This window comes from Ruminococcus bicirculans (ex Wegman et al. 2014) (assembly GCF_000723465.1).
In the GTDB taxonomy this organism is placed as follows: Bacteria; Bacillota; Clostridia; order Oscillospirales; family Ruminococcaceae; genus Hominimerdicola; species Hominimerdicola aceti.
In genome coordinates, this window is sequence record NZ_HF545616.1 from 2,086,992 (window position 1) to 2,105,469 (window position 18,478).

At 44.7% G+C, this 18,478-nt stretch carries 37 protein-coding genes; 7 read left to right on the plus strand and 30 right to left on the minus strand.

What is annotated here, in order from left to right:
- The first annotated feature begins 110 nt into the window (after nucleotides 1-110).
- The 7 genes from RBI_RS09690 (at nucleotide 111) to RBI_RS09720 (ending at nucleotide 3,595) form a co-directional block, all read left to right on the plus strand.
- Nucleotides 111-434 carry a PadR family transcriptional regulator gene (locus RBI_RS09690; RefSeq protein ID WP_002851767.1) on the plus strand — a complete coding sequence of 108 codons (324 nt, stop codon included), beginning with the start codon at nucleotides 111-113 and terminating at the stop codon, nucleotides 432-434.
- Nucleotides 431-1,060 carry a DUF1700 domain-containing protein gene (locus RBI_RS09695; protein WP_038672620.1) on the plus strand — a complete coding sequence of 210 codons (630 nt, stop codon included), beginning with the start codon at nucleotides 431-433 and terminating at the stop codon, nucleotides 1,058-1,060. The genes RBI_RS09690 and RBI_RS09695 overlap by 4 nt, the downstream gene beginning before the upstream one ends.
- Entirely contained in the window at nucleotides 1,060-1,884 is an 825-nt protein-coding gene (locus RBI_RS09700; protein ID WP_038672622.1) for a DUF4097 family beta strand repeat-containing protein, read from the plus strand. Before RBI_RS09695 ends, RBI_RS09700 begins: the two co-directional genes overlap by 1 nt.
- A 12-nt stretch (nucleotides 1,885-1,896) precedes the next feature.
- Complete coding sequence (locus RBI_RS09705; protein WP_038672624.1) at nucleotides 1,897-2,079, plus strand: PspC domain-containing protein; 183 nt, start codon at nucleotides 1,897-1,899, stop codon at nucleotides 2,077-2,079.
- A 229-nt stretch (nucleotides 2,080-2,308) separates the two neighbouring features.
- Nucleotides 2,309-2,542, plus strand: coding sequence for a hypothetical protein (locus RBI_RS09710; RefSeq protein ID WP_038672626.1), 234 nt, complete (start codon nucleotides 2,309-2,311; stop codon nucleotides 2,540-2,542).
- On the plus strand, nucleotides 2,539-2,736 hold the full coding sequence (locus RBI_RS09715; RefSeq protein WP_038672628.1) for a hypothetical protein: 198 nt from the start codon (nucleotides 2,539-2,541) through the stop codon (nucleotides 2,734-2,736). Before RBI_RS09710 ends, RBI_RS09715 begins: the two co-directional genes overlap by 4 nt.
- A complete protein-coding gene (locus RBI_RS09720) occupies nucleotides 2,723-3,595 on the plus strand; it encodes a glycoside hydrolase family 25 protein (protein ID WP_038672629.1) in 873 nt (290 codons plus the stop codon). Before RBI_RS09715 ends, RBI_RS09720 begins: the two co-directional genes overlap by 14 nt.
- A gap of 131 nt (nucleotides 3,596-3,726) precedes the next feature.
- On the opposite strand, the gene rplQ is transcribed toward RBI_RS09720, so the two are convergent.
- The 30 genes from rplQ to rplD all read right to left on the minus strand — a co-directional run bounded on the left by rplQ (nucleotide 3,727) and on the right by rplD (nucleotide 18,474).
- Nucleotides 3,727-4,068, minus strand: coding sequence for a 50S ribosomal protein L17 (gene rplQ / locus RBI_RS09725; protein WP_022286968.1), 342 nt, complete (start codon nucleotides 4,066-4,068; stop codon nucleotides 3,727-3,729).
- A gap of 18 nt (nucleotides 4,069-4,086) precedes the next feature.
- Nucleotides 4,087-5,046, minus strand: coding sequence for a DNA-directed RNA polymerase subunit alpha (locus RBI_RS09730; protein WP_022286969.1), 960 nt, complete (start codon nucleotides 5,044-5,046; stop codon nucleotides 4,087-4,089).
- A 131-nt stretch (nucleotides 5,047-5,177) separates the two neighbouring features.
- Nucleotides 5,178-5,774, minus strand: coding sequence for a 30S ribosomal protein S4 (gene rpsD / locus RBI_RS09735; RefSeq protein WP_022286970.1), 597 nt, complete (start codon nucleotides 5,772-5,774; stop codon nucleotides 5,178-5,180).
- Nucleotides 5,775-5,866: 92 nt separating this feature from the next.
- Entirely contained in the window at nucleotides 5,867-6,265 is a 399-nt protein-coding gene (gene rpsK / locus RBI_RS09740; RefSeq protein ID WP_022286971.1) for a 30S ribosomal protein S11, read from the minus strand.
- A 14-nt stretch (nucleotides 6,266-6,279) separates the two neighbouring features.
- The gene (gene rpsM / locus RBI_RS09745; protein ID WP_022286972.1) at nucleotides 6,280-6,648 is read right to left on the minus strand and encodes a 30S ribosomal protein S13; all 369 of its coding nucleotides are present in this window, start codon (nucleotides 6,646-6,648) and stop codon (nucleotides 6,280-6,282) included.
- 29 nt (nucleotides 6,649-6,677) lie between these two features.
- Entirely contained in the window at nucleotides 6,678-6,791 is a 114-nt protein-coding gene (gene rpmJ / locus RBI_RS09750; RefSeq protein WP_022286973.1) for a 50S ribosomal protein L36, read from the minus strand.
- A 60-nt stretch (nucleotides 6,792-6,851) separates the two neighbouring features.
- Nucleotides 6,852-7,070, minus strand: a complete 219-nt coding sequence (gene infA / locus RBI_RS09755; protein ID WP_022286974.1) for a translation initiation factor IF-1 — start codon at nucleotides 7,068-7,070, stop codon at nucleotides 6,852-6,854.
- Nucleotides 7,070-7,369, minus strand: coding sequence for a KOW domain-containing RNA-binding protein (locus tag RBI_RS09760; protein ID WP_022286975.1), 300 nt, complete (start codon nucleotides 7,367-7,369; stop codon nucleotides 7,070-7,072). The genes infA and RBI_RS09760 overlap by 1 nt, the downstream gene beginning before the upstream one ends.
- Entirely contained in the window at nucleotides 7,366-8,112 is a 747-nt protein-coding gene (gene map, locus RBI_RS09765) for a type I methionyl aminopeptidase (RefSeq protein WP_022286976.1), read from the minus strand. Before map ends, RBI_RS09760 begins: the two co-directional genes overlap by 4 nt.
- 16 nt (nucleotides 8,113-8,128) lie before the next feature.
- Nucleotides 8,129-8,761 carry an adenylate kinase gene (locus tag RBI_RS09770; RefSeq protein WP_022286977.1) on the minus strand — a complete coding sequence of 211 codons (633 nt, stop codon included), beginning with the start codon at nucleotides 8,759-8,761 and terminating at the stop codon, nucleotides 8,129-8,131.
- 38 nt (nucleotides 8,762-8,799) lie between these two features.
- On the minus strand, nucleotides 8,800-10,095 hold the full coding sequence (gene secY / locus RBI_RS09775; RefSeq protein ID WP_038672632.1) for a preprotein translocase subunit SecY: 1,296 nt from the start codon (nucleotides 10,093-10,095) through the stop codon (nucleotides 8,800-8,802).
- 2 nt (nucleotides 10,096-10,097) lie between these two features.
- Entirely contained in the window at nucleotides 10,098-10,538 is a 441-nt protein-coding gene (rplO, locus tag RBI_RS09780; protein ID WP_038672635.1) for a 50S ribosomal protein L15, read from the minus strand.
- Between the two features lie 15 nt (nucleotides 10,539-10,553).
- Entirely contained in the window at nucleotides 10,554-10,730 is a 177-nt protein-coding gene (gene rpmD / locus RBI_RS09785) for a 50S ribosomal protein L30 (protein ID WP_022286980.1), read from the minus strand.
- A gap of 14 nt (nucleotides 10,731-10,744) precedes the next feature.
- A complete protein-coding gene (gene rpsE, locus RBI_RS09790; RefSeq protein ID WP_038672637.1) occupies nucleotides 10,745-11,245 on the minus strand; it encodes a 30S ribosomal protein S5 in 501 nt (166 codons plus the stop codon).
- Nucleotides 11,246-11,260: 15 nt separating this feature from the next.
- The gene (rplR, locus tag RBI_RS09795; RefSeq protein WP_022286982.1) at nucleotides 11,261-11,620 is read right to left on the minus strand and encodes a 50S ribosomal protein L18; all 360 of its coding nucleotides are present in this window, start codon (nucleotides 11,618-11,620) and stop codon (nucleotides 11,261-11,263) included.
- Between the two features lie 18 nt (nucleotides 11,621-11,638).
- Nucleotides 11,639-12,190 (minus strand): 50S ribosomal protein L6, encoded by a 552-nt coding sequence (gene rplF / locus RBI_RS09800; RefSeq protein WP_022286983.1) that lies wholly within the window; start codon nucleotides 12,188-12,190, stop codon nucleotides 11,639-11,641.
- Between the two features lie 13 nt (nucleotides 12,191-12,203).
- Nucleotides 12,204-12,602 (minus strand): 30S ribosomal protein S8, encoded by a 399-nt coding sequence (gene rpsH / locus RBI_RS09805; RefSeq protein ID WP_022286984.1) that lies wholly within the window; start codon nucleotides 12,600-12,602, stop codon nucleotides 12,204-12,206.
- Between the two features lie 16 nt (nucleotides 12,603-12,618).
- Complete coding sequence (locus RBI_RS09810) at nucleotides 12,619-12,804, minus strand: type Z 30S ribosomal protein S14 (RefSeq protein WP_022286985.1); 186 nt, start codon at nucleotides 12,802-12,804, stop codon at nucleotides 12,619-12,621.
- A 14-nt stretch (nucleotides 12,805-12,818) separates the two neighbouring features.
- Nucleotides 12,819-13,361, minus strand: coding sequence for a 50S ribosomal protein L5 (gene rplE / locus RBI_RS09815; RefSeq protein WP_022286986.1), 543 nt, complete (start codon nucleotides 13,359-13,361; stop codon nucleotides 12,819-12,821).
- A 16-nt stretch (nucleotides 13,362-13,377) separates the two neighbouring features.
- Nucleotides 13,378-13,701, minus strand: a complete 324-nt coding sequence (gene rplX / locus RBI_RS09820) for a 50S ribosomal protein L24 (protein ID WP_022286987.1) — start codon at nucleotides 13,699-13,701, stop codon at nucleotides 13,378-13,380.
- Nucleotides 13,702-13,718: 17 nt separating this feature from the next.
- The gene (gene rplN, locus RBI_RS09825; RefSeq protein WP_022286988.1) at nucleotides 13,719-14,087 is read right to left on the minus strand and encodes a 50S ribosomal protein L14; all 369 of its coding nucleotides are present in this window, start codon (nucleotides 14,085-14,087) and stop codon (nucleotides 13,719-13,721) included.
- A 73-nt stretch (nucleotides 14,088-14,160) separates the two neighbouring features.
- A complete protein-coding gene (gene rpsQ, locus RBI_RS09830; RefSeq protein WP_022286989.1) occupies nucleotides 14,161-14,421 on the minus strand; it encodes a 30S ribosomal protein S17 in 261 nt (86 codons plus the stop codon).
- 21 nt (nucleotides 14,422-14,442) lie between these two features.
- Entirely contained in the window at nucleotides 14,443-14,640 is a 198-nt protein-coding gene (gene rpmC / locus RBI_RS09835; protein WP_022286990.1) for a 50S ribosomal protein L29, read from the minus strand.
- Nucleotides 14,640-15,071, minus strand: coding sequence for a 50S ribosomal protein L16 (gene rplP / locus RBI_RS09840; protein ID WP_022286991.1), 432 nt, complete (start codon nucleotides 15,069-15,071; stop codon nucleotides 14,640-14,642). The genes rpmC and rplP overlap by 1 nt, the downstream gene beginning before the upstream one ends.
- Nucleotides 15,071-15,853 (minus strand): 30S ribosomal protein S3, encoded by a 783-nt coding sequence (rpsC, locus tag RBI_RS09845; protein WP_022286992.1) that lies wholly within the window; start codon nucleotides 15,851-15,853, stop codon nucleotides 15,071-15,073. Before rpsC ends, rplP begins: the two co-directional genes overlap by 1 nt.
- 20 nt (nucleotides 15,854-15,873) lie before the next feature.
- Complete coding sequence (gene rplV, locus RBI_RS09850; protein ID WP_022286993.1) at nucleotides 15,874-16,209, minus strand: 50S ribosomal protein L22; 336 nt, start codon at nucleotides 16,207-16,209, stop codon at nucleotides 15,874-15,876.
- Nucleotides 16,210-16,228: 19 nt separating this feature from the next.
- Nucleotides 16,229-16,510: a 30S ribosomal protein S19 gene (gene rpsS, locus RBI_RS09855; protein ID WP_022286994.1), complete on the minus strand. Its 282-nt coding sequence runs from the start codon at nucleotides 16,508-16,510 to the stop codon at nucleotides 16,229-16,231.
- Between the two features lie 23 nt (nucleotides 16,511-16,533).
- Nucleotides 16,534-17,367 (minus strand): 50S ribosomal protein L2, encoded by an 834-nt coding sequence (gene rplB, locus RBI_RS09860; RefSeq protein WP_022286995.1) that lies wholly within the window; start codon nucleotides 17,365-17,367, stop codon nucleotides 16,534-16,536.
- 193 nt (nucleotides 17,368-17,560) lie between these two features.
- Nucleotides 17,561-17,851: a 50S ribosomal protein L23 gene (rplW, locus tag RBI_RS09865; RefSeq protein WP_038672640.1), complete on the minus strand. Its 291-nt coding sequence runs from the start codon at nucleotides 17,849-17,851 to the stop codon at nucleotides 17,561-17,563.
- The gene (rplD, locus tag RBI_RS09870; protein WP_038672642.1) at nucleotides 17,851-18,474 is read right to left on the minus strand and encodes a 50S ribosomal protein L4; all 624 of its coding nucleotides are present in this window, start codon (nucleotides 18,472-18,474) and stop codon (nucleotides 17,851-17,853) included. Before rplD ends, rplW begins: the two co-directional genes overlap by 1 nt.
- Nucleotides 18,475-18,478: the final 4 nt, after the last annotated feature.

The window sequence follows — 18,478 nt, forward strand, 5'->3', positions numbered from 1 at the left end:
ATTCGATTTTACCCCTTGACAAATAATATTATATGACGTATAATATATTCAACGATATAGTATTATAGATCTATATAATAACCGAGCTTACTAAAGAGAGGAGAGAGTAAATGGGCTTTCCAATAAGTGCAGGACTGCTTGATTCCATGGTACTGTCAGTGGTAGACAGAGAGGATACCTATGGATATGAGATAACGCAGTTCATACGCAGTGCGGTGGACGTTTCAGAATCCACCTTGTATCCTGTACTGAAACGGCTTCAAAAAAACGAGCTGCTTGAAACCTATGACAAGGAATATATGGGCAGGAACAGACGTTATTATCACGTTACCCCAAAGGGAGAAAAAGCTCTTGAAGAATACCGCAGAGAGTGGAAGAAGCATAAGAATATGGTAGACCGTATATTATTAGAAAAAGGTGGAGAAAACACATGAACAGACTTGAGTATCTTACCCAACTGCGCAGATTGCTTGAAGACGGCGGACTTGCCGAAGATGAAATAAATGACGCAATGGGGTTTTATGAGGAGATATTCCTTGATGCAGGTGCAGCCCACGAAGCTGAAACTGCCGCAAACCTCGGCTCGCCCGAAGAGCTTGCCAACAAAATTTTGCAGGACAGTGGCATACACCCACAGGGCGACTCGGTATTTCAAATGGAAGCCGCCGCTGACCCCTCACAGGCTCGTGATACTGACAATAATGTGCCACATAACGGCAATTCTCTCTCAAAGCTTCTTGTTATCATCATCACAAGCCCAATATGGTTCAGCCTTATGTGTGCCTTTGCCGCAATAGCCCTGGCGATACTTTGCGCACTTTTAAGCATAATAATTGCAGTTTTCGCAACAGGCTTCTCCCTTACAATAGGCGGTATAGTAACGCTTTTCACTGTCTATCCCGCAGGCATTGCCCTTATCGGTGCAGGACTTATTTGTATCGGACTTGGAGGCATGATTGTAATGCCTGTTATAAGGTGCATATGGCGTGGCTGTGTAAGCCTTTTCAACAAATTCACAAACTTTGTCCATAGGTTTGTAAGCTCAAAGGCGGTGGCATAATGGCAAAATATGATAACACAGGCGACGTAAAACGCAGACGTTTCCCATTTTTTTTGACGATATTTATTATCGGCATAGTGCTTTTCATTGTGGGCGTGGTGCTTATCAAGGTCACAAACACCAAAAGCCTTGGCAAGCGTTATTCCTACAACGAAACTTTTGACGTTGCCACTATAGATAATATGGAGATCGACTTCTCCGCAGGGGATCTCAACATCAAAAAGAGCAGTGACGAAAATATCCACGTCACAGGAGAAAATCTCCCGGAGAAGATAAATTTCTCGTCATCAAACAGCAAGCTTCAGGTCAAGACCGCCGACAGCCTTTTGCACCTTAAAGGCGGATATATCTCCTTTGACGGAAGTCAGCCTACGCTGACTATAGAGCTTCCTGAAAAAGCGTTTGACACTGTAAAGATAGACGCAGGTGCAGGACAAATGAAGCTTTCAGATCTGACCTGTGAAAACCTCGACATAGATTTCGGTGCAGGAAGCTCAGAGGTCATTAACGTCACCTGCAAAAATGAAGCCGACTTTGACCTTGGAGTAGGAAAAACAGTTTTCAAAGACTGCACTTTTAACGATTCCGACTTTGACTGCGGAGTAGGCGAAACAGACTTTTCAGGAAAGCTTCTCGGCGACGCTGAGATAGACGGCGGCATAGGAAGAATAAATTTTGATATTGACGGCTGCAAAAACGACTATAAGATAAAATCAGACAGCAAAGTGAATATAAATAGCACAACAGAAGAGAACGAGCTTCTCTACAAAATAAAACTTGACATTGACAACGGTATCGGCGAAATTTCGCTTAATTTCAGATAAGGAGTGATAGAAATGGCAAAGCCACTTTACAAATTAAGAGAAGGCAGAATAATTTCAGGCGTTTGCGCAGGACTAGCGGAGTATTTCAACATCGACGTGAACATAGTCCGTATCTGTGCAGTGCTTATAGGCTGTGCAGGCGGTGCAGGAGTTATCGCATATATTGCGGCTGCAATGCTTCTGCCTGAGAGATAAGACCGTACTAAAAACAAAAACCACGGCTGAATGTAAACTCAGCCGTGGTTTTTTACGTCTTAACAAATATCTTTTCTGTTCATGAAAGTATGTGACCAATGCACAAAAGTGCCGCACCAAAACTGTGCAAACAAATGATTTATATTTTAATTTGGCAACAATTATGCAATTGTTGCATTTTTTATGCAACAAAACACCTCTTTTTCGGGATAAGTAGGAGGTGATAAACATGGAAGCAGTAATAGCGGCGTTCATAGCGGCGGCCGCCAGCATAGCCTGCCAGCTTATAATAGCTCGTTCGGGAGCTAAAGAAAACAAAAAATCACAGGAAGCCACCGAACGGCTTATTATATATAGAATAGATAGGCTGGAACAAACAGTTTCCGAGCATAACGCACTCATCTCAAGAATGGCGGCAGCGGAACAAAAGATAACAGACATGGAAAGGGAGAGATATTCATGAAAGAAAAACTCGCAAAGCTCATTGACGTAAAATCGCTTGTCACACTGCTTATGACAAGCGTGTTCTGTATCCTCACGCTGAAAGGGATAGTCAGCGGAGAGCAGTTCATCACAGTTTTCACCGTGGTGATATCATTTTACTTTGGCGTACAGACGGCAAAAAAATCTGGAGGTGACGGCAATGGAAAAAGCTAAGGGCATAGACGTTTCCCATTGGCAGGGAAAAATTGATTTTGAAAAGGTGAAGTCACAGGGTTACAGCTTTGTGATGATAAACGCAGGCTACGGCAAGTACATCAGTCAAAAAGACGAAAATTTCGAGAAGAACTATGCCGCCGCCAGAAAGGCTGGTCTTAATATCGGCACATACTGGTATTCCTACGCCCTCACAGAAGCCGATGCACTTGCGGAAGCGAAAACTTTTCTTGAAGCGGTCAAAGGCAAAATGTTTGAATATCCCCTCGCCTTTGATATCGAGGACGCTTCCCAAAGCGAACTTCCAAACGCTGCCGTAAACAAAATTATAGAAGCTTTCTGCGACTATCTCGAAAGCAACGGCTACTATGCGGCTGTCTACAGCTACGCAAACTTTTTCAAGCGCAAGGTATCAGACTCCGTAAAAAGCCGCTACGACATTTGGGTGGCACACTTTGACGTTGCAAAGCCTGCCATATCAAACTATGGAATGTGGCAGTATACAAGCAAAGGAACTGTAAATGGTGTTTCCGACCGCTGCGATTGCAACTACGCCTACAAAGACTACCCTGCCATAATGAAGAAAAAGTGCCTTAACCTTTACCCTTCCAACGCAATAGATCTCGATACCACAGGCTACAAAAAAGGCGATAAAGGCAATGGTGTCCTTGCACTGAAATATCTTCTTATGCTTGCAAAGAAAAAGGGTATGCACAATATCAACCTTGATAAAAACGATATTTTCGGTGCAGGTACTCAGAAAGCCATGAACAATATACTCAAAAACCACAGCTATTCACAAAACGGCATAGCAGGCAAAAAGTTCATTGACCTCATTGGCAATGAACTTCTAAAATAACCACAAACCATAGCCACACTTGTAGGGGCGAACAACGTTCGCCCGCATATCTTGATACCAATGCCCAAATATAACCACATAAAAAAGGCTGTACCCTTACGGATACAGCCTTGAATGCTATGCAAAATTTATTAAACCAACTGAATGATAGCCATTTCAGCAGCGTCGCCACGACGTGGTCCGATCTTGATGATCTTTGTATAGCCGCCGTTTCTGCCCTCATATGAAGGTGCAATGTTGTCAAACAGCTTCTTAGCTACGTCTTCCTTAGTTACATAAGAAAGTACCTGACGCTTTGAGTGAAGGTCGCCTGCCTTGCCGAGAGTAATCATTTTCTCAGTCATAGCAGCAACTTCCTTAGCTCTTGTTACAGTGGTTTCAATCTTACCGTTTTCGAGAAGATAAGTAACCATAGCTCTGAGCATTGCTTTTCTCTGGTCGCTAGTTCTTCCCAGCTTTCTTGTGCCTGGCATAGATTTTCACTCCTTACTTTAATTATCGTCCTCTGAATTAAGGTCGTAACCCAATGAATGAAGCTTTTCCTTGACCTCGTCGAATGACTTCTTACCAAGGTTTCTTACCTTCATCATTTCTTCAGCAGACTTTTCAATCAAATCGTTAACCGTGTTAATTCCTGCACGCTTCAGACAGTTAAATGAACGCACAGATAAGTCAAGTTCCTCAATGGTCATCTCAAGGATCTTTTCCTTGCCCTTTTCATCCTTTTCAACCATCATCTCTACAACGTTAGTCTCTTCTGAGAGATCAACAAAGAGATTCAGATGCTCGTTGAGGAGTTTGGCTGCCATTGATACAGCTTCCTTAGCGGAGATAGTACCGTCGGTCCAAACCTCCAATGTCAGCTTATCAAAATCGGTGATCTGTCCAACACGGGTGTTGTCAACCGTGAAGTTCACCTTTAATACAGGCGTATAAATACTGTCTACTGCAATAACACCAATAGGGGCGTTAGGCATAAGCGCCTTGTTCTTTTCCGCAGAAACATATCCACGACCTCTGTCGATGACAATTTCCATATAAAGCTTTGCGCCCGGTCCCAAAGTTGCAATGTGCATATCAGGAACAAGAATGTCCACCTCAGAATCTGTCTTGATGTCGCCGGCAGTGACAACGCACTCGCCCTCGGCCTCAATGTAGATAGTCTTAGGACCCTCGCCGTAAAGCTTTGCAGTTAAACCCTTGAGGTTAAGAATGATCTCAGTAACATCTTCCTTAACTCCGGGAATTGTTGATAGTTCGTGGTGTACACCGTCGATCTTTACCGATGTAACGGCGACGCCTGGCAAAGAGGAGAGCAGTACACGTCTCAGACTATTTCCGAGCGTAATACCATAGCCACGCTCCAGAGGCTCGAGAATAAACTTGCCGTATGTTCCGTTGCTCTTTAGCTCGGCTGTTTCGATTTCAGGCTTTTCTATTTTTTCAAGCATTTAAGACCCTCCTGTTTTCAAACTCGATTGTTTTATATGATCAATAACACATACACTTCCAAAAACATATCAAGTATTTCTCCGATACGCACTCTTGAAGAGTGCATACCGTAAGAACCACTATCAATACATTATTTAGAATACAACTCGACGATGAGGTGCTCCTCGATGTCATAGTCAAGGTCTTCCTTAACAGGCATACGAAGAACCTTAGCTGTCTGGTTGTCCTTGTTTACATCAAGCCATGTAGGAGCTGCCTTTGAAGCGTTAGCCTCAATGATCTGCTTGAACTTCTCGCTCTTCTTGCTGTTTTCCTTAAGTGAGATAACATCGCCTTCCTTGATTCTGTAAGAAGGAATGTCAACTCTCTTGCCGTTAACAAGATAATGACCGTGAACAACGAGCTGACGAGCCTCTCTTCTTGTCATTGAAAGACCCATTCTGTATACAACATTGTCAAGTCTTGACTCGAGAAGAGTAATGAGGTTAGCACCGGCCTGACCCTCCATTTTCTCAGCAAGCTCGAACAGGTGACGGAACTGCTTCTCAAGAACGCCGTAGATGAACTTGAGCTTCTGCTTTTCCTTAAGCTGCATACCATATTCTGAAACTTTCTTTCTCTTGTTAGCGTTAGGATCACGCTTTGTTTCCTTAGCGATACCCATAACTGCTGGGCTGATTCCGAGAGATTTACATCTCTTGAGTATTGGTTCTCTATTTACTGCCATGGTAAATACCTCCGTTTTCTAAATGTTATCGGGTCTTAGCCGAATTGCTTACCCGACTTTGAGTAAACTACAAACTCAAATTGTCTTATAAACTATACACGTCTTCTCTTTGGAGGACGGCATCCATTGTGAGGGATCGGAGTTACATCCTTGATAAGTCTAACTTCAAGATCCTCAGACTGCAAAGCTCTGATTGCAGCCTCACGGCCAGCACCAGGTCCCTTTACAAAAACTTCAACTGTCTTAAGGCCATGCTCCTTAGCAGCTCTTGCAGCAGTTTCAGCAGCTGTCTGAGCAGCGAATGGAGTAGACTTCTTAGAACCTCTGAAGCCGAGTCCGCCGGCAGATGCCCAAGAAATAGCATTGCCCTGCATATCTGTAATAGTTACGATAGTGTTGTTAAAAGTAGACTGGATATGAACCTGTCCCTGTTCAATGTTCTTTCTTTCACGACGACGACGAATAGTAGTCTTCTTCTTAGCCTGAGCCATTGTTCACACCCTCCTTACTTCTTCTTATTAGCGATTGTCTTTACAGGACCCTTACGAGTTCTTGCGTTGGTCTTTGTTCTCTGACCTCTAACTGGGAGACCTCTTCTGTGACGAAGACCACGATAACAACCGATTTCTGTCAATCTCTTGATATTGAGCGCAACATTTCTTCTGAGGTCGCCCTCAACAGTGATGTTATGGTCAATATATTCACGCAATTTAGCTACATCGTCCTCAGACATATCCTTAACTCTTGTGTCAGGATTTACGCCTGTTTCATTAAGAATCTTAGTAGCAGTTTTCTGACCTATACCATAGATATAAGTAAGAGCAATTTCAATTCTCTTATCCTTTGGCAGGTCGATACCAGCAATACGAGCCATTATTTAGCTGCACCTCCATTATTGGTTTGTTAGCCCTGACGTTGTTTGTGCTTAGGATTCTGGCAGATTACCATAACCTTGCCTTTTCTCTTGATTACCTTGCACTTCTCGCAGATAGGCTTAACTGAAGGTCTTACTTTCATTGAAATACCTCCTTTGAATTTAGCGACAAGAATTAAAAATTCTTAAACTTACGGGAAAGCTTACTTAGCTCTCCATGTGATTCTTCCCTTTGTCAAGTCATACGGTGACATTTCGACCGTTACCTTATCTCCGGGTACGATACGAATATAATTCATACGCAGCTTACCCGAAATATGAGCAAGGATTTTATGACCGTTTGAAAGTTCTACCAGAAACGTTGCATTTGGCTTAGCCTCAATTACCGTTCCCTCAAGTTCGATAACGTCTTCCTTTGACATTAAAAAACCTCCCCATCTAAAAGGTTTTGGTCTGCTGTAACACGGTTTGGGTCAAAACCTTGTATCAGCCGTCTTAATTTCCTGTTTGTCAGCTCATCAGTGCTGATGTTGACGCCCGCAGGTGAAATGTGTTTTATGTTTTTACGCTTTGGCTTTTCGAGCTTACGCTCCTTGCCGTCTGCGATATACACAAAACCGCCGCTGGCAGCTACCGCAACAAAATATCTGCCCTTATCACGGCCTGCGTTCGCAAGCACCACTGAACCGATCGGTATATCTACAACGCTTTTCTCCGTCATACTTTGGTCAGGATAACTGCCCCGTCAGGAGTAACTGCGATTGTATGCTCAAAATGAGCCGCCCACTTTCCGTCTTTTGTCTTGACAGTCCAACCGTCAGGCATTGTCTTGATATCAGCCGTACCCATGTTTATCATAGGCTCTATGGCTATTACCATACCTGCCACAAGTCTGATTCCGTGACCAGCCTTGCCATAGTTTGGAACTTCTGGATCTTCGTGCAGGTTTTTGCCCACACCGTGACCAACGAACTGTCTTACAACGGAGTAGCCGTTGTCCTCATTGTATTTCTGAATGGCCGCACCCAAGTCGCCAAGTCTAACGCCCGGCTTTACCATATCTATTGCAAGATACAGACTTTCTTCGGTGGACTTCATCAGAGCCTCTGCCTCAGGGGAAATCTTGCCTACAGCAAAGGTCTTGCAGGAATCTCCGTGATAGCCGTCAATGTAAGCACCAACGTCTACTGAAACTATGTCGCCCTCGCAAAGCTTGCGTGGGCCGGGGATACCATGGATTATCTCATCGTTGACGGAAATGCAGGCTGAGCCTGGAAATCCGCCGTAGCCAAGGAAGCTTGGCTTTGCACCATGAGAAGTGATATATCTGTGAACGACTTTATCAAGCTCGTAGGTAGTCATACCCGGTCTGATAGCCTCGCCCGCAGCGATCAATGCTCCGGCGGTTATTGCGCCCGCCTTCTGCATTTTTTCGATCTCTTTATTGGATTTAACGCATATCATTAAAAACGCCTCGGATCTATGCCTTAACAGCTTCGAGAACAAGCTTTGAAGTGTCCTCTACCTTATCCTGTCCCTCAACAGTAACGAGCTTACCCTGCTTACCGTAATAATCTTTAAGAGGAGCGGTTGATTTGTGATATGTCTGAAGTCTGCTGATAACTGTTGCAGGTTCGTCGTCCTTACGGATAACGATCGGCTTTCCGCAAACATCGCACACGCCCTCTACCTTTGAAGGCTTGAAAGCTGTGTGGTAAGTAGCACCACAGTCGAGGCAAACTCTTCTGCCTGAAAGTCTCTGCTGGATAGTCTCGTCAGGAACATATATCTCTATGACCTTGTCTATCTTAACGCCCATAGCGTCAAGAGCCTCAGCCTGAGGAACTGTTCTTGGGAAACCGTCCAGAATGAAACCGTTCTGAGCGTCAGGCTCAGCGATCCTGTCCTTAAGGATACCAATTACGATATCGTCTGATACAAGGTCGCCTGCGTCCATAGCAGCCTTAGCCTTGAGACCGTACTCAGTGCCAGCCTTAACAGCAGCTCTGAGCATATTGCCTGTAGAAATAGTAGGAATGTTCAGAGCCTTGCAGATGACCTCAGCCTGAGTTCCTTTTCCCGCACCGGGAGCACCTAAAAGAATGATATTCATTTTTAACTCCTTTTTATCTCAAACGTAAAGCCTATGGTTTATTCAAGGAAGCCCTTATGATGACGCATCATCATTTGAGATTCCATAGTTCTTGCAGTTTCAAGAGCAACTGATACAACGATAAGGATCGAAGTACCGCCCATTGCAATATTCATCTTTGTGATCGAAGTGAAGATAATAGGGAAGATAGCGATTATTCCGAGGAACACAGCTCCTACCAATGTTATCTTTGACAGAACCTTCTTAAGATAATCGGAAGTTGGTCTACCAGGTCTGATACCAGGGATACCGCCGTTGTTCTGTCTGAGGTTGTTTGCGATCTCAAGTGGGTTATACTGCATTGAAACATAGAAATAGTTGAAGCCGATTATCAGCACAAAGTACAGACAAGCGTAGAACGGATGAGTGTACTCGAACCAGTGAAGGAAGTGATCGTAGAAGCTTCCGCTCTTTGGTTCAATGAACATTTTGAGTGTTGAAGGCAGTGACATGAAAGCCATTGCAAAGATGATAGGCATAACGCCGCTCATTGCGATCTTGATCGGAATAAAAGTATTCTGACCGCCGTACTGTTTTCTGCCGACTACTCTCTTAGCGTACTGTATCGGTATTCTTCTTTCAGCCTCGTTCATAAAGATGATAAAGCCTATCATCAGAATGAATACAACAAGGATAGCAATTACGAGAATGATGTTCTTAGCCTCGCCTGTCTTCATGTAATCGAACAGACCGATAACTGCTGAAGGACCTCTTGCAATGATACCTGCGAACAGGAGCATTGAGATACCGTTTCCGATACCCTTCTCGTTTATCTCGTCACCAAGCCAGATCGTCAGTGACGCACCTGCTGTAAAGCAAGCGATAATAACTATCTCAGCGAATATCTTGCTAAAGCCCTCTGTGTAAACACAAGCACCCGCTTTCTTCATGGTGAGGTAATAAGCCCACGCCTGGAAGATAGCAATAGCAAGTGACGCATATTTTGTTATCTTGTTAAGTTTCTTTCTACCCTCAGGACCTTCCTTCTGGAGTCTTTCCAGCGGTGGGAGAGCGTAGGTCAGAAGCTGAATGATAATTTGTGCATTGATATAAGGTGAAACGGAGAGCGCCAAGAGAGTAGCTTTTGAAAAGTTACCTCCTGACAGAACGTTCAGATAGCTGAAAAAGTCACCTGACGAAGCACTCTGTTCAAACCATGCTGACAATGCGACTGAGTCAAGGTAAGGTACAGGAACTGTACCGCCGACTCTGTAGATGATGATGATGAAAAAAGTAAATAGAAGTTTTTTTCTTAATTCCGGAACTCTCCAGGCATTACGAAATGTCTCTATCACAATTACATCACCTCAACCTTCCCGCCTGCCTTTTCAATCTTTTCCTTAGCAGCTACTGAGAACTTAGCAGCCTTAACGGTAAGGTTTTTAGTTAATTCGCCGTTTCCGAGGATCTTGACGCCGTCAAGTTCCTTCTTGATGATGCCTGAAGCTTTAAGAAGCTCAGTATCAACAACTGTGCCGTCAACAAATCTATCAAGATCAGATACATTTACGATAGCATACTTTGTTGCGAAAATATTGTTGAATCCACGCTTAGGGATTCTTCTTGCGAGCATTGTCTGTCCGCCTTCAAAGCCCGGTCTTATTCCGCCGCCGGAACGAGCCTTCTGACCCTTGTGTCCCTTGCCTGCGGTCTTTCCGTTACCAGAACCGTGACCTCTGCCCTTGCGCTTGCTCTCCTTTACGGAGCCTGCAACAGGTGATAATTCGTGCAGTTTCATTCAGATTGCACCTCCTTATGCTTCAGTTACTTTAATAAGATGGGAGATAACCTTTACCTTTCCCTTTGTCTGAGGATTGTCAGGCTGACAAGTCTTATCCCCGATTTTTCTGAGACCCAGTGAATTAGCGGTAGCGACCTGCTTATCGCTTCTTCCGTTAAGGCTCTTTATCAGTTCGATGTTTATTGCCATAACTGTTATCCTCCTTAGCCTGTAATTTCTTTAACTGTCTTGCCTCTGAGAGCTGCTACTGTTTCAGCGCTTCTGATGTTAGCAAGACCGCTTATTGCAGCTCTTACTGCGTTGTAAGGATTGTTTGAACGGAGCTGCTTAGCTCTGATATCCTTAATTCCAGCAGCTTCTACAACGGCTCTTACTGTGCCGCCTGCGATAACTCCAGTACCTGGTGCTGCAGGCTTGAGAAGAACCTCGCCTGCACCGAACTTACCGATAATTTCGTGTGGGATCGTTGTTCCCTTAAGTGAAATTCTGATAAGGTTCTTCTTGGCGTCCTGGATTGCCTTTCTGATTGCGTCAGGAACTTCTCCTGATTTACCGATTCCGAAACCTACTACTCCGTTTCCGTCGCCTACTACTACGAGGACTGAGAACTTCATTATACGGCCGCCCTTAACAGTCTTTGATACTCTGTTAATTGCAACGACCTTTTCAGTAAGTTCCATGTTTGAAGCATCTATTAAAGCCAATGTTTACCCTCCTCTTTAGAACTTAAGTCCGCCTTCACGGGCTCCGTCTGCCAACTCCTGAACACGTCCGTGGTAAAGGTAGCCGCCTCTGTCGAATACGACATTCTCGATGCCCTTTGCCTTAGCCGCCTGAGCGATCATTTCGCCGACCTTACGAGCGCCTTCCTTGTTGCCGCCGTTGCCTTCAAAGTCCTTGGACATTGAGGAAGCGCTGCAAAGTGTTACGCCGTTTACGTCGTCGATAACCTGTGCATAAATATGCTTAGAGGAGCGGAATACGTTGAGGCGAGGACAATCAGCTGTTCCGTTGATCTTGTTGCGGACTCTCTGATGTCTTTTTGCTCTTGCCTTAGCCTTGTCAAGCTTTTTAACCATAGTAATTCTCTCCTTTTATTACTTCTTGCTGCCCTTACCAGCCTTACCTTCCTTACGGATAACATACTCGCCTTCGTAACGAATACCCTTACCCTTATAAGGCTCTGGTGGACGCTTCTCACGGATCTCACAAGCAAACTGACCTACTTCCTGCTTGTCGCAACCTGAAATTACGATGTGGTTTGCGTCAGGTACATCGATCTTGATAGTATCTGTTTCAGGTACGATTACCTGATGAGAAAAACCAAGGTTCATAACAAGGTTCTTACCCTGCTTCTGTGCTCTGTAACCTACACCAACGATCTCAAGCTTCTTTGCGAAACCCTCTGTAACACCCTCTACCATGTTGTGTACGAGTGTTCTTGTCAGACCGTGCAGTGACTTGTGGAGCTTATCCTCTGAAGGACGCTCTACTGTGATCACGCCGTCTGCACACTTTATGATCATATCCTTGTGGAACTCTTTTGTGAGTGAACCCTTAGGACCCTTTACTGTAACTACATTTCCGTCTGCAACAGTAACCTCTACACCTGCAGGAACACTAATTGGCTTAATACCTATTCTTGACATAACTTAGTCCTCCTTACCAGATGAATGCGAGAACTTCTCCGCCGACATTCAGCTCTCTAGCCTTCTTGTCTGTGATAACGCCCTTTGAAGTAGATACGATAGCAATGCCAAGACCCTTTATAACCTTTGGCATATCCTCGCAGCTTGCGTAAATTCTCAGACCAGGCTTTGATACTCTTCTGAGTCCTGTGATGACTGGATTTCTGTTCTCGTCATATTTAAGAGTAATTCTAATGATACCCTGCTTACCGTCTTCAATGATCTTGAAGTCCTTAACGTATCCTTCGTCTACGAGGATCTGTGTGATCGACTTCTTCATATTAGATGCAGGAACGTCAACTGTTGCGTGCTTCGCAGTACTTGCGTTACGGATTCTTGTAAGAAGATCCGCTATTGTATCAGTAATTTGCATGCGTGTTAACCTCCTTTTACCAACTAGCCTTCTTAACTCCCGGAATCTTACCCTCGTGAGCCAACTCTCTGAAACAGATACGGCAAACGCCGAATTTTCTCAGATAAGCGTGAGGTCTTCCGCAGATCTTACATCTGTTGTAAGCACGAGTGGAATATTTAGGCGTAGCCTGCTGTTTGTTGATCATAGCCTTCTTAGCCATTTTTTATCCTCCTCTTACTTATCAGCAAATGGAGCACCCATAAGTGAAAGCAGCTCCTTTGCCTCTTCATCAGTTTTTGCAGTTGTGATAAAGTTGATATCCATACCACGAACCTTATCTATCTTATCGTATTCGATCTCAGGGAAGATCAGCTGCTCCTTAAGACCAGTAGAGTAGTTGCCTCTGCCGTCGAAAGAGTTAGGGTTGATACCTCTGAAATCTCTTACACGAGGAAATGCTACGTTGAAAAGTCTGTCAACGAATTCATACATTTTCTCAGCTCTCAGTGTTACCTTAACACCGATGATCTGTCCGTCTCTGAGCTTGAAGTTAGCAACGGACTTCTTTGCCTTACAAACGATCGGCTTCTGTCCTGTGATAGCAGCCAGATCAGTCATGATAGCGTCGATAACCTTCTTGTTATCCTTATCTGCGCCGCAGCCCACGTTGATAACTACCTTATCAAGCTTTGGGATCTGCATAACGTTAGCGTATTCGAATTTCTTCATCATAGCAGGAGCTACGTCGCTAACATAATATTCTTTAAGTCTAGCCATCGTAATATCCTCCTAATTAAAATTCTTCGCCGCAGTCTGCGTTCTTGCAGACTCTAACTTTAGTACCGTCCTCAAGGAACTTATGAGCGACTCTTGTTGGCTTGCCGCACTTAGGGCAAACTGCCTGTACCTTTGAAGCGTACATTGCAGCCTCAGCCTCAACTATGCCGCCCTGCTCGCCCTGACGTCTTGGCTTAACGTGCTTTGTAGCAATGTTAAGACCCTCAACGATTACCTTTCCCTCCTTAGGGGAAACTTCCAGGACCTTGCCCTTCTTACCCTTGTCCTTACCGGAGAGGATAACGACGGTGTCGCCTGTTTTTACGTGTACCTTATTCATTGTTACGACACCTCCAATTAAAGAACTTCTGGAGCAAGTGAAAGGATCTTCATATAGTCCTTCTCTCTGAGCTCCTTAGCTACTGGTCCAAATATACGAGTACCTCTTGGGTTCTTGTCTTCTTTGATAATAACAGCTGCGTTTTCGTCAAAACGGATATATGTGCCGTCTGCACGACGAAGACCCTTAGCTGAACGAACGATTACTGCTTTAACAACGTCGCCCTTTTTAACAACTCCGCCTGGTGTTGCCTTTTTAACAGAACAAACTACAACGTCACCGATGTTTGCATACTTTCTGCGTGTTCCGCCGAGTACCCTGATGCACATAAGCTCCTTTGCTCCGGAGTTATCTGCTACCTTCAGGTAAGTCTGCATTTGTATCACAGTGCGTTCCTCCTTTCAGAATTTAACGTGCGGTCGGCAGAAGTTATCTGCCACCTGCACTATTGCGTTTTAATTACTTAGCCTTCTCAAGAACGTTAACAAGACGCCATCTCTTGTCCTTTGACAGAGGTCTTGTTTCCATAACTTCAACCTTGTCGCCTATATTGCAGACATTGTTTTCGTCATGTGCCTTAAGCTTAACTGTTCTCTTGATGATCTTCTTGTAAAGTGGGTGCTGTACGTTATCCTTGATAGCAACTACGATAGTCTTATCCATCTTGTTGGAAACTACAACGCCAACTCTGGTTTTTCTCAAATTTCTCTCTTCGCTCACAGTTAATCCTCCCTTCGAAAATTACTGAACATTGGACTCTTGCTTACGAATGAATGTCTTTACACGAGCAATATCCTTCTTCACAGCCTGAAGTCTCTTAGGATTCTCCAACTGATTTACAGCGTGCTGGAAACGAAGGTTAAAAAGCTCCTGCTTGAGCTCAGCGAGTTTGCTGTTGAGCTCGTCGACTGTCATATCCTTGATTTCATTAGCCTTCATTATTGCTCACCACCCGTTTCTTGAGTATCTCTTTTAACGAACTTACACTTGATAGGCAGCTTGTGCATTGCAAGACGCATTGCTTCTCTAGCTGTCTCTTCAGGTACTCCTGCGATCTCGAACATTACTCTGCCTGGCTTAACAACGGCTACCCAATACTCAGGTGCGCCCTTACCTTTACCCATTCGAGTTCCAAGAGGCTTTCTTGTTGCAGGCTTATCTGGGAAGATCTTGATCCAAACCTGACCGCCACGCTTGATGTATCTTGTCATTGCGATACGGGCAGCTTCGATCTGATTTGATGTGATCCAAGCAGGCTGAAGAGCCTGAAGACCATACTCACCGTGAGAAACTGTGTTACCTCTCATAGCCTTGCCTGTCATACGGCCACGGTGCTGTTTTCTGAACTTAACTCTCTTTGGAAGCAGCATTACTTGTTACCTCCCTCTTTTTTAGCCTTATTGAAGTCACGCTTACCATTTCTGTTCTGGCGTCTTCTGTCGTTTGACTCTCTCTTGTCTGAAGCAGCAACTTCGCCCTTAAGAACCTCGCCTCTGTATATCCATACCTTAACGCCGATCCTACCGTAAGTTGTGTGTGCCTCAGCTGTACCATAGTCGATGTCAGCTCTGATCGTCTGAAGTGGAATTGTACCCTCGTGGTATGTTTCTGCTCTAGCGATCTCTGCACCGCCAAGACGGCCGCCGCATCTAACCTTGATACCCTTAGCGCCGAGCTTCATTGCTCTGCCGATAGACTGCTTCATTGCTCTTCTGAATGAGATTCTATCTTCAAGATCGTGTGCGATCTTTTCTGCAACGAGCTGTGCATTGATGTCAGGCTGCTTTACCTCAACGATGTTGATAGCAACGCTCTTGCCGATCATCTTTTCAACGTTTGCACGGAGCTTTTCGATCTCTGCGCCGCCTCTGCCTATTACGATACCAGGCTTTGCACAGTGGATGTGGATTCTTACCTTCTGACCGCCGTCCTTATCGGCAAATCTTTCGATCTCTACTTTTGGAACGCCGGCGTATACGCACTTATCTGCTGGATTCTTTGATCTTGTATTCAGCTCTTTAAGAATAAAGTTACGAACGTTGTAATCCTCAACCAGTGTATCGCCAAAAGTACCCTTTTCTGCAAACCAGCGGGAGTCCCAATTCTTAATCACACCGACACGAAGTCCGTGTGGATTTACTTTCTGTCCCATAGTTTACCTCCTCTTTCAGCTTATTCCTTTTCCTTAAGAACGATCGTAACGTGTGATGTTCTCTTAAGGATTCTATATGCTCTGCCTTGTGCTCTTGGCATGATTCTCTTCATTATCGGTCCTGGACAAACATAGCACTCTGCAACGTAAAGGTTGTTCTTATCCATGTTATGGTTGTTCTCAGCGTTGTGAGCGGCGGACTTCAGAAGCTTCTCAAGATATTCACTTGCAGCCTTTGGTGTATGCTTTACTGTTGCCATCGCAACATCATAGTCTTTTCCTCTGATCAGATCGAGAACGATCTGTACCTTACGAGGAGCAATACGAGCATTTCTCAGAATTGCTTTTGCTTCCATTTGTATTCCTCCTTCCGCACTACTTACCGTTGTTTGAGGTCTTTGAACCTGCATGACCCTTGAATGTTCTTGTTGGAGCGAACTCTCCCAGCTTGTGACCAACCATGTCCTCTGTTACATATACAGGAACGTGCTTACGTCCGTCGTGAACTGCGAATGTGTGACCAACGAATTCAGGGAATATTGTAGAAGCTCTGCTCCATGTCTTGAGCACCTTCTTCTCGCCTGCATCGTTCATTGCCTTAACTCTCTTGTAAAGGACCTCCTGTACGTATGGTCCCTTCTTGACACTTCTACCCATTGATCATCTGCCTCCTTTCAGCATTACTTACCGTTTCTGCGTTTTACGATAAACTTATCGGAGCGATGATGCTTAGCACGGGTCTTGTATCCCATTGTAGGCTTACCCCAAGGTGTAACTGGAGTTGGTCTACCAACTGGAGCACGACCCTCACCACCACCGTGTGGGTGATCGCATGGGTTCATTACAGAACCTCTAACGGTAGGTCTCCAGCCCATATGGCGCTTTCTACCTGCCTTACCGATATTTACGTTCTCATGGTCGATGTTTCCTACCTGACCGATTGTAGCCATGCAGTTTACAGGGACCTTTCTCATCTCGCCTGAAGGAAGTCTTACAAGTGCGTAGTTGTCTTCCTTACCCATGAGCTGAGCCATGTTTCCTGCTGAACGAACGAGCTGTGCGCCCTTACCAGGATAAAGCTCGATGTTGTGGATGAAAGTACCAACAGGAATGTTTATCATTGCAAGTGCATTACCAGGCTTGATGTCTGCGTCTGCGCCTGCTCTGATAACGTCACCAACCTTAAGACCATAAGGTGCGATGATGTATCTCTTCTCGCCGTCCTCATACTCTACAAGAGCAATGAATGCTGAACGGTTTGGATCGTACTCGATAGTAAGAACTGTTGCGTTCATATCGAGTTTGTTTCTCTTAAAATCAATTACACGGTATTTTCTTCTTACTCCGCCGCCTCTGTGACGAACAGTGATTCTACCGTAGCTGTTTCTACCTGAGTTCTTCTTGAGTGGCTCAAGCAGAGACTTACATGGAGCAACCTTTGAAAGCTCGGAATAATCGGTAACTGTCATACCTCTTCTGCCGGCTGTTGTAGGCTTGTAGCTCTTTATTGCCATTTGAAATTCACTCCTTATCTGAGTTTTGCGAAAAGGTCAAAGCGTTTTCACGCCAAGCGCCCTTCCATACTTACGTCCTGCGGTGAAATGATGAGCGGTCCTCGCCGCCTCGCAAGACCTTTCCGAAGACTTCTCGGTATTCATGAAGTTCTTCGGAGCAATGCAGCCTTACGCTGCACCTCTTTTAGAGGATTTAGAACAAGCCCTCGAAGAATTCGATTGTCTTGTCACCCTCAAGAGTAACGATCGCTTTTTTCCAGTCTGGTCTGTAGCCTACGCTTCTTCCCATTCTCTTCTGCTTACCCTTAACGCTGATCGTGTTTACCTTAGCTACCTTTACGTTGAAAAGCTCTTCAACTGCCTTAGCGATCTCGATCTTGTTAGCGTCCTTAGCGACCTTGAAAGTGTATCTGTTAGCCTGAAGTCTGTCCATAGAATCTTCAGTGATAACTGGCTTTAAAATTATATCTTGAGCAGTTCTCATTATGCGTAAACCTCCTCAATCTTCTTTACAGCCTCTGAAGAAACGATAAACTTATCATAGTTCAGAATGTCGTAAACACTGAGAGTATTTACAGTAGCTGTCTTAACGCCAGGAATGTTGGCTGCACTCTTGACAACAGTCTTGTCAGACTCTGCTGTAACGATGAGAGCCTTACCCTCAGCACCAAGTGCCTTGAGCATCTCAACAACTGCCTTTGTCTTGTAGCTCTCGAGCTTGATCGAATCAACAACTACGAGATTCTCGTCAACGACCTTTGTTGAAAGTGCAGACTTCATACCGAGTCTTCTTTCCTTTTTATTAAGTGAATAGCTGTAATCTCTTGGCTTAGGACCGAGAGCAACACCACCGTGTACCCACTGTGGAGCTCTGATAGAACCCTGTCTTGCGTGACCTGTTCCCTTCTGTCTCCATGGCTTTCTACCACCGCCTCTTACTTCTGTTCTTGTAAGAGTTGACTGTGTGCCCTGTCTCTGGTTAGCAAGATAATTTACAACCATAGCGTGCATGATAGCCTTGTTTGGCTCGATACCGAAAATAGCATCGTTAAGCTCAGTGTCGGCAACCTTTTTGCCTGTCATATCAAATACTGAAATCTGTGACATTATG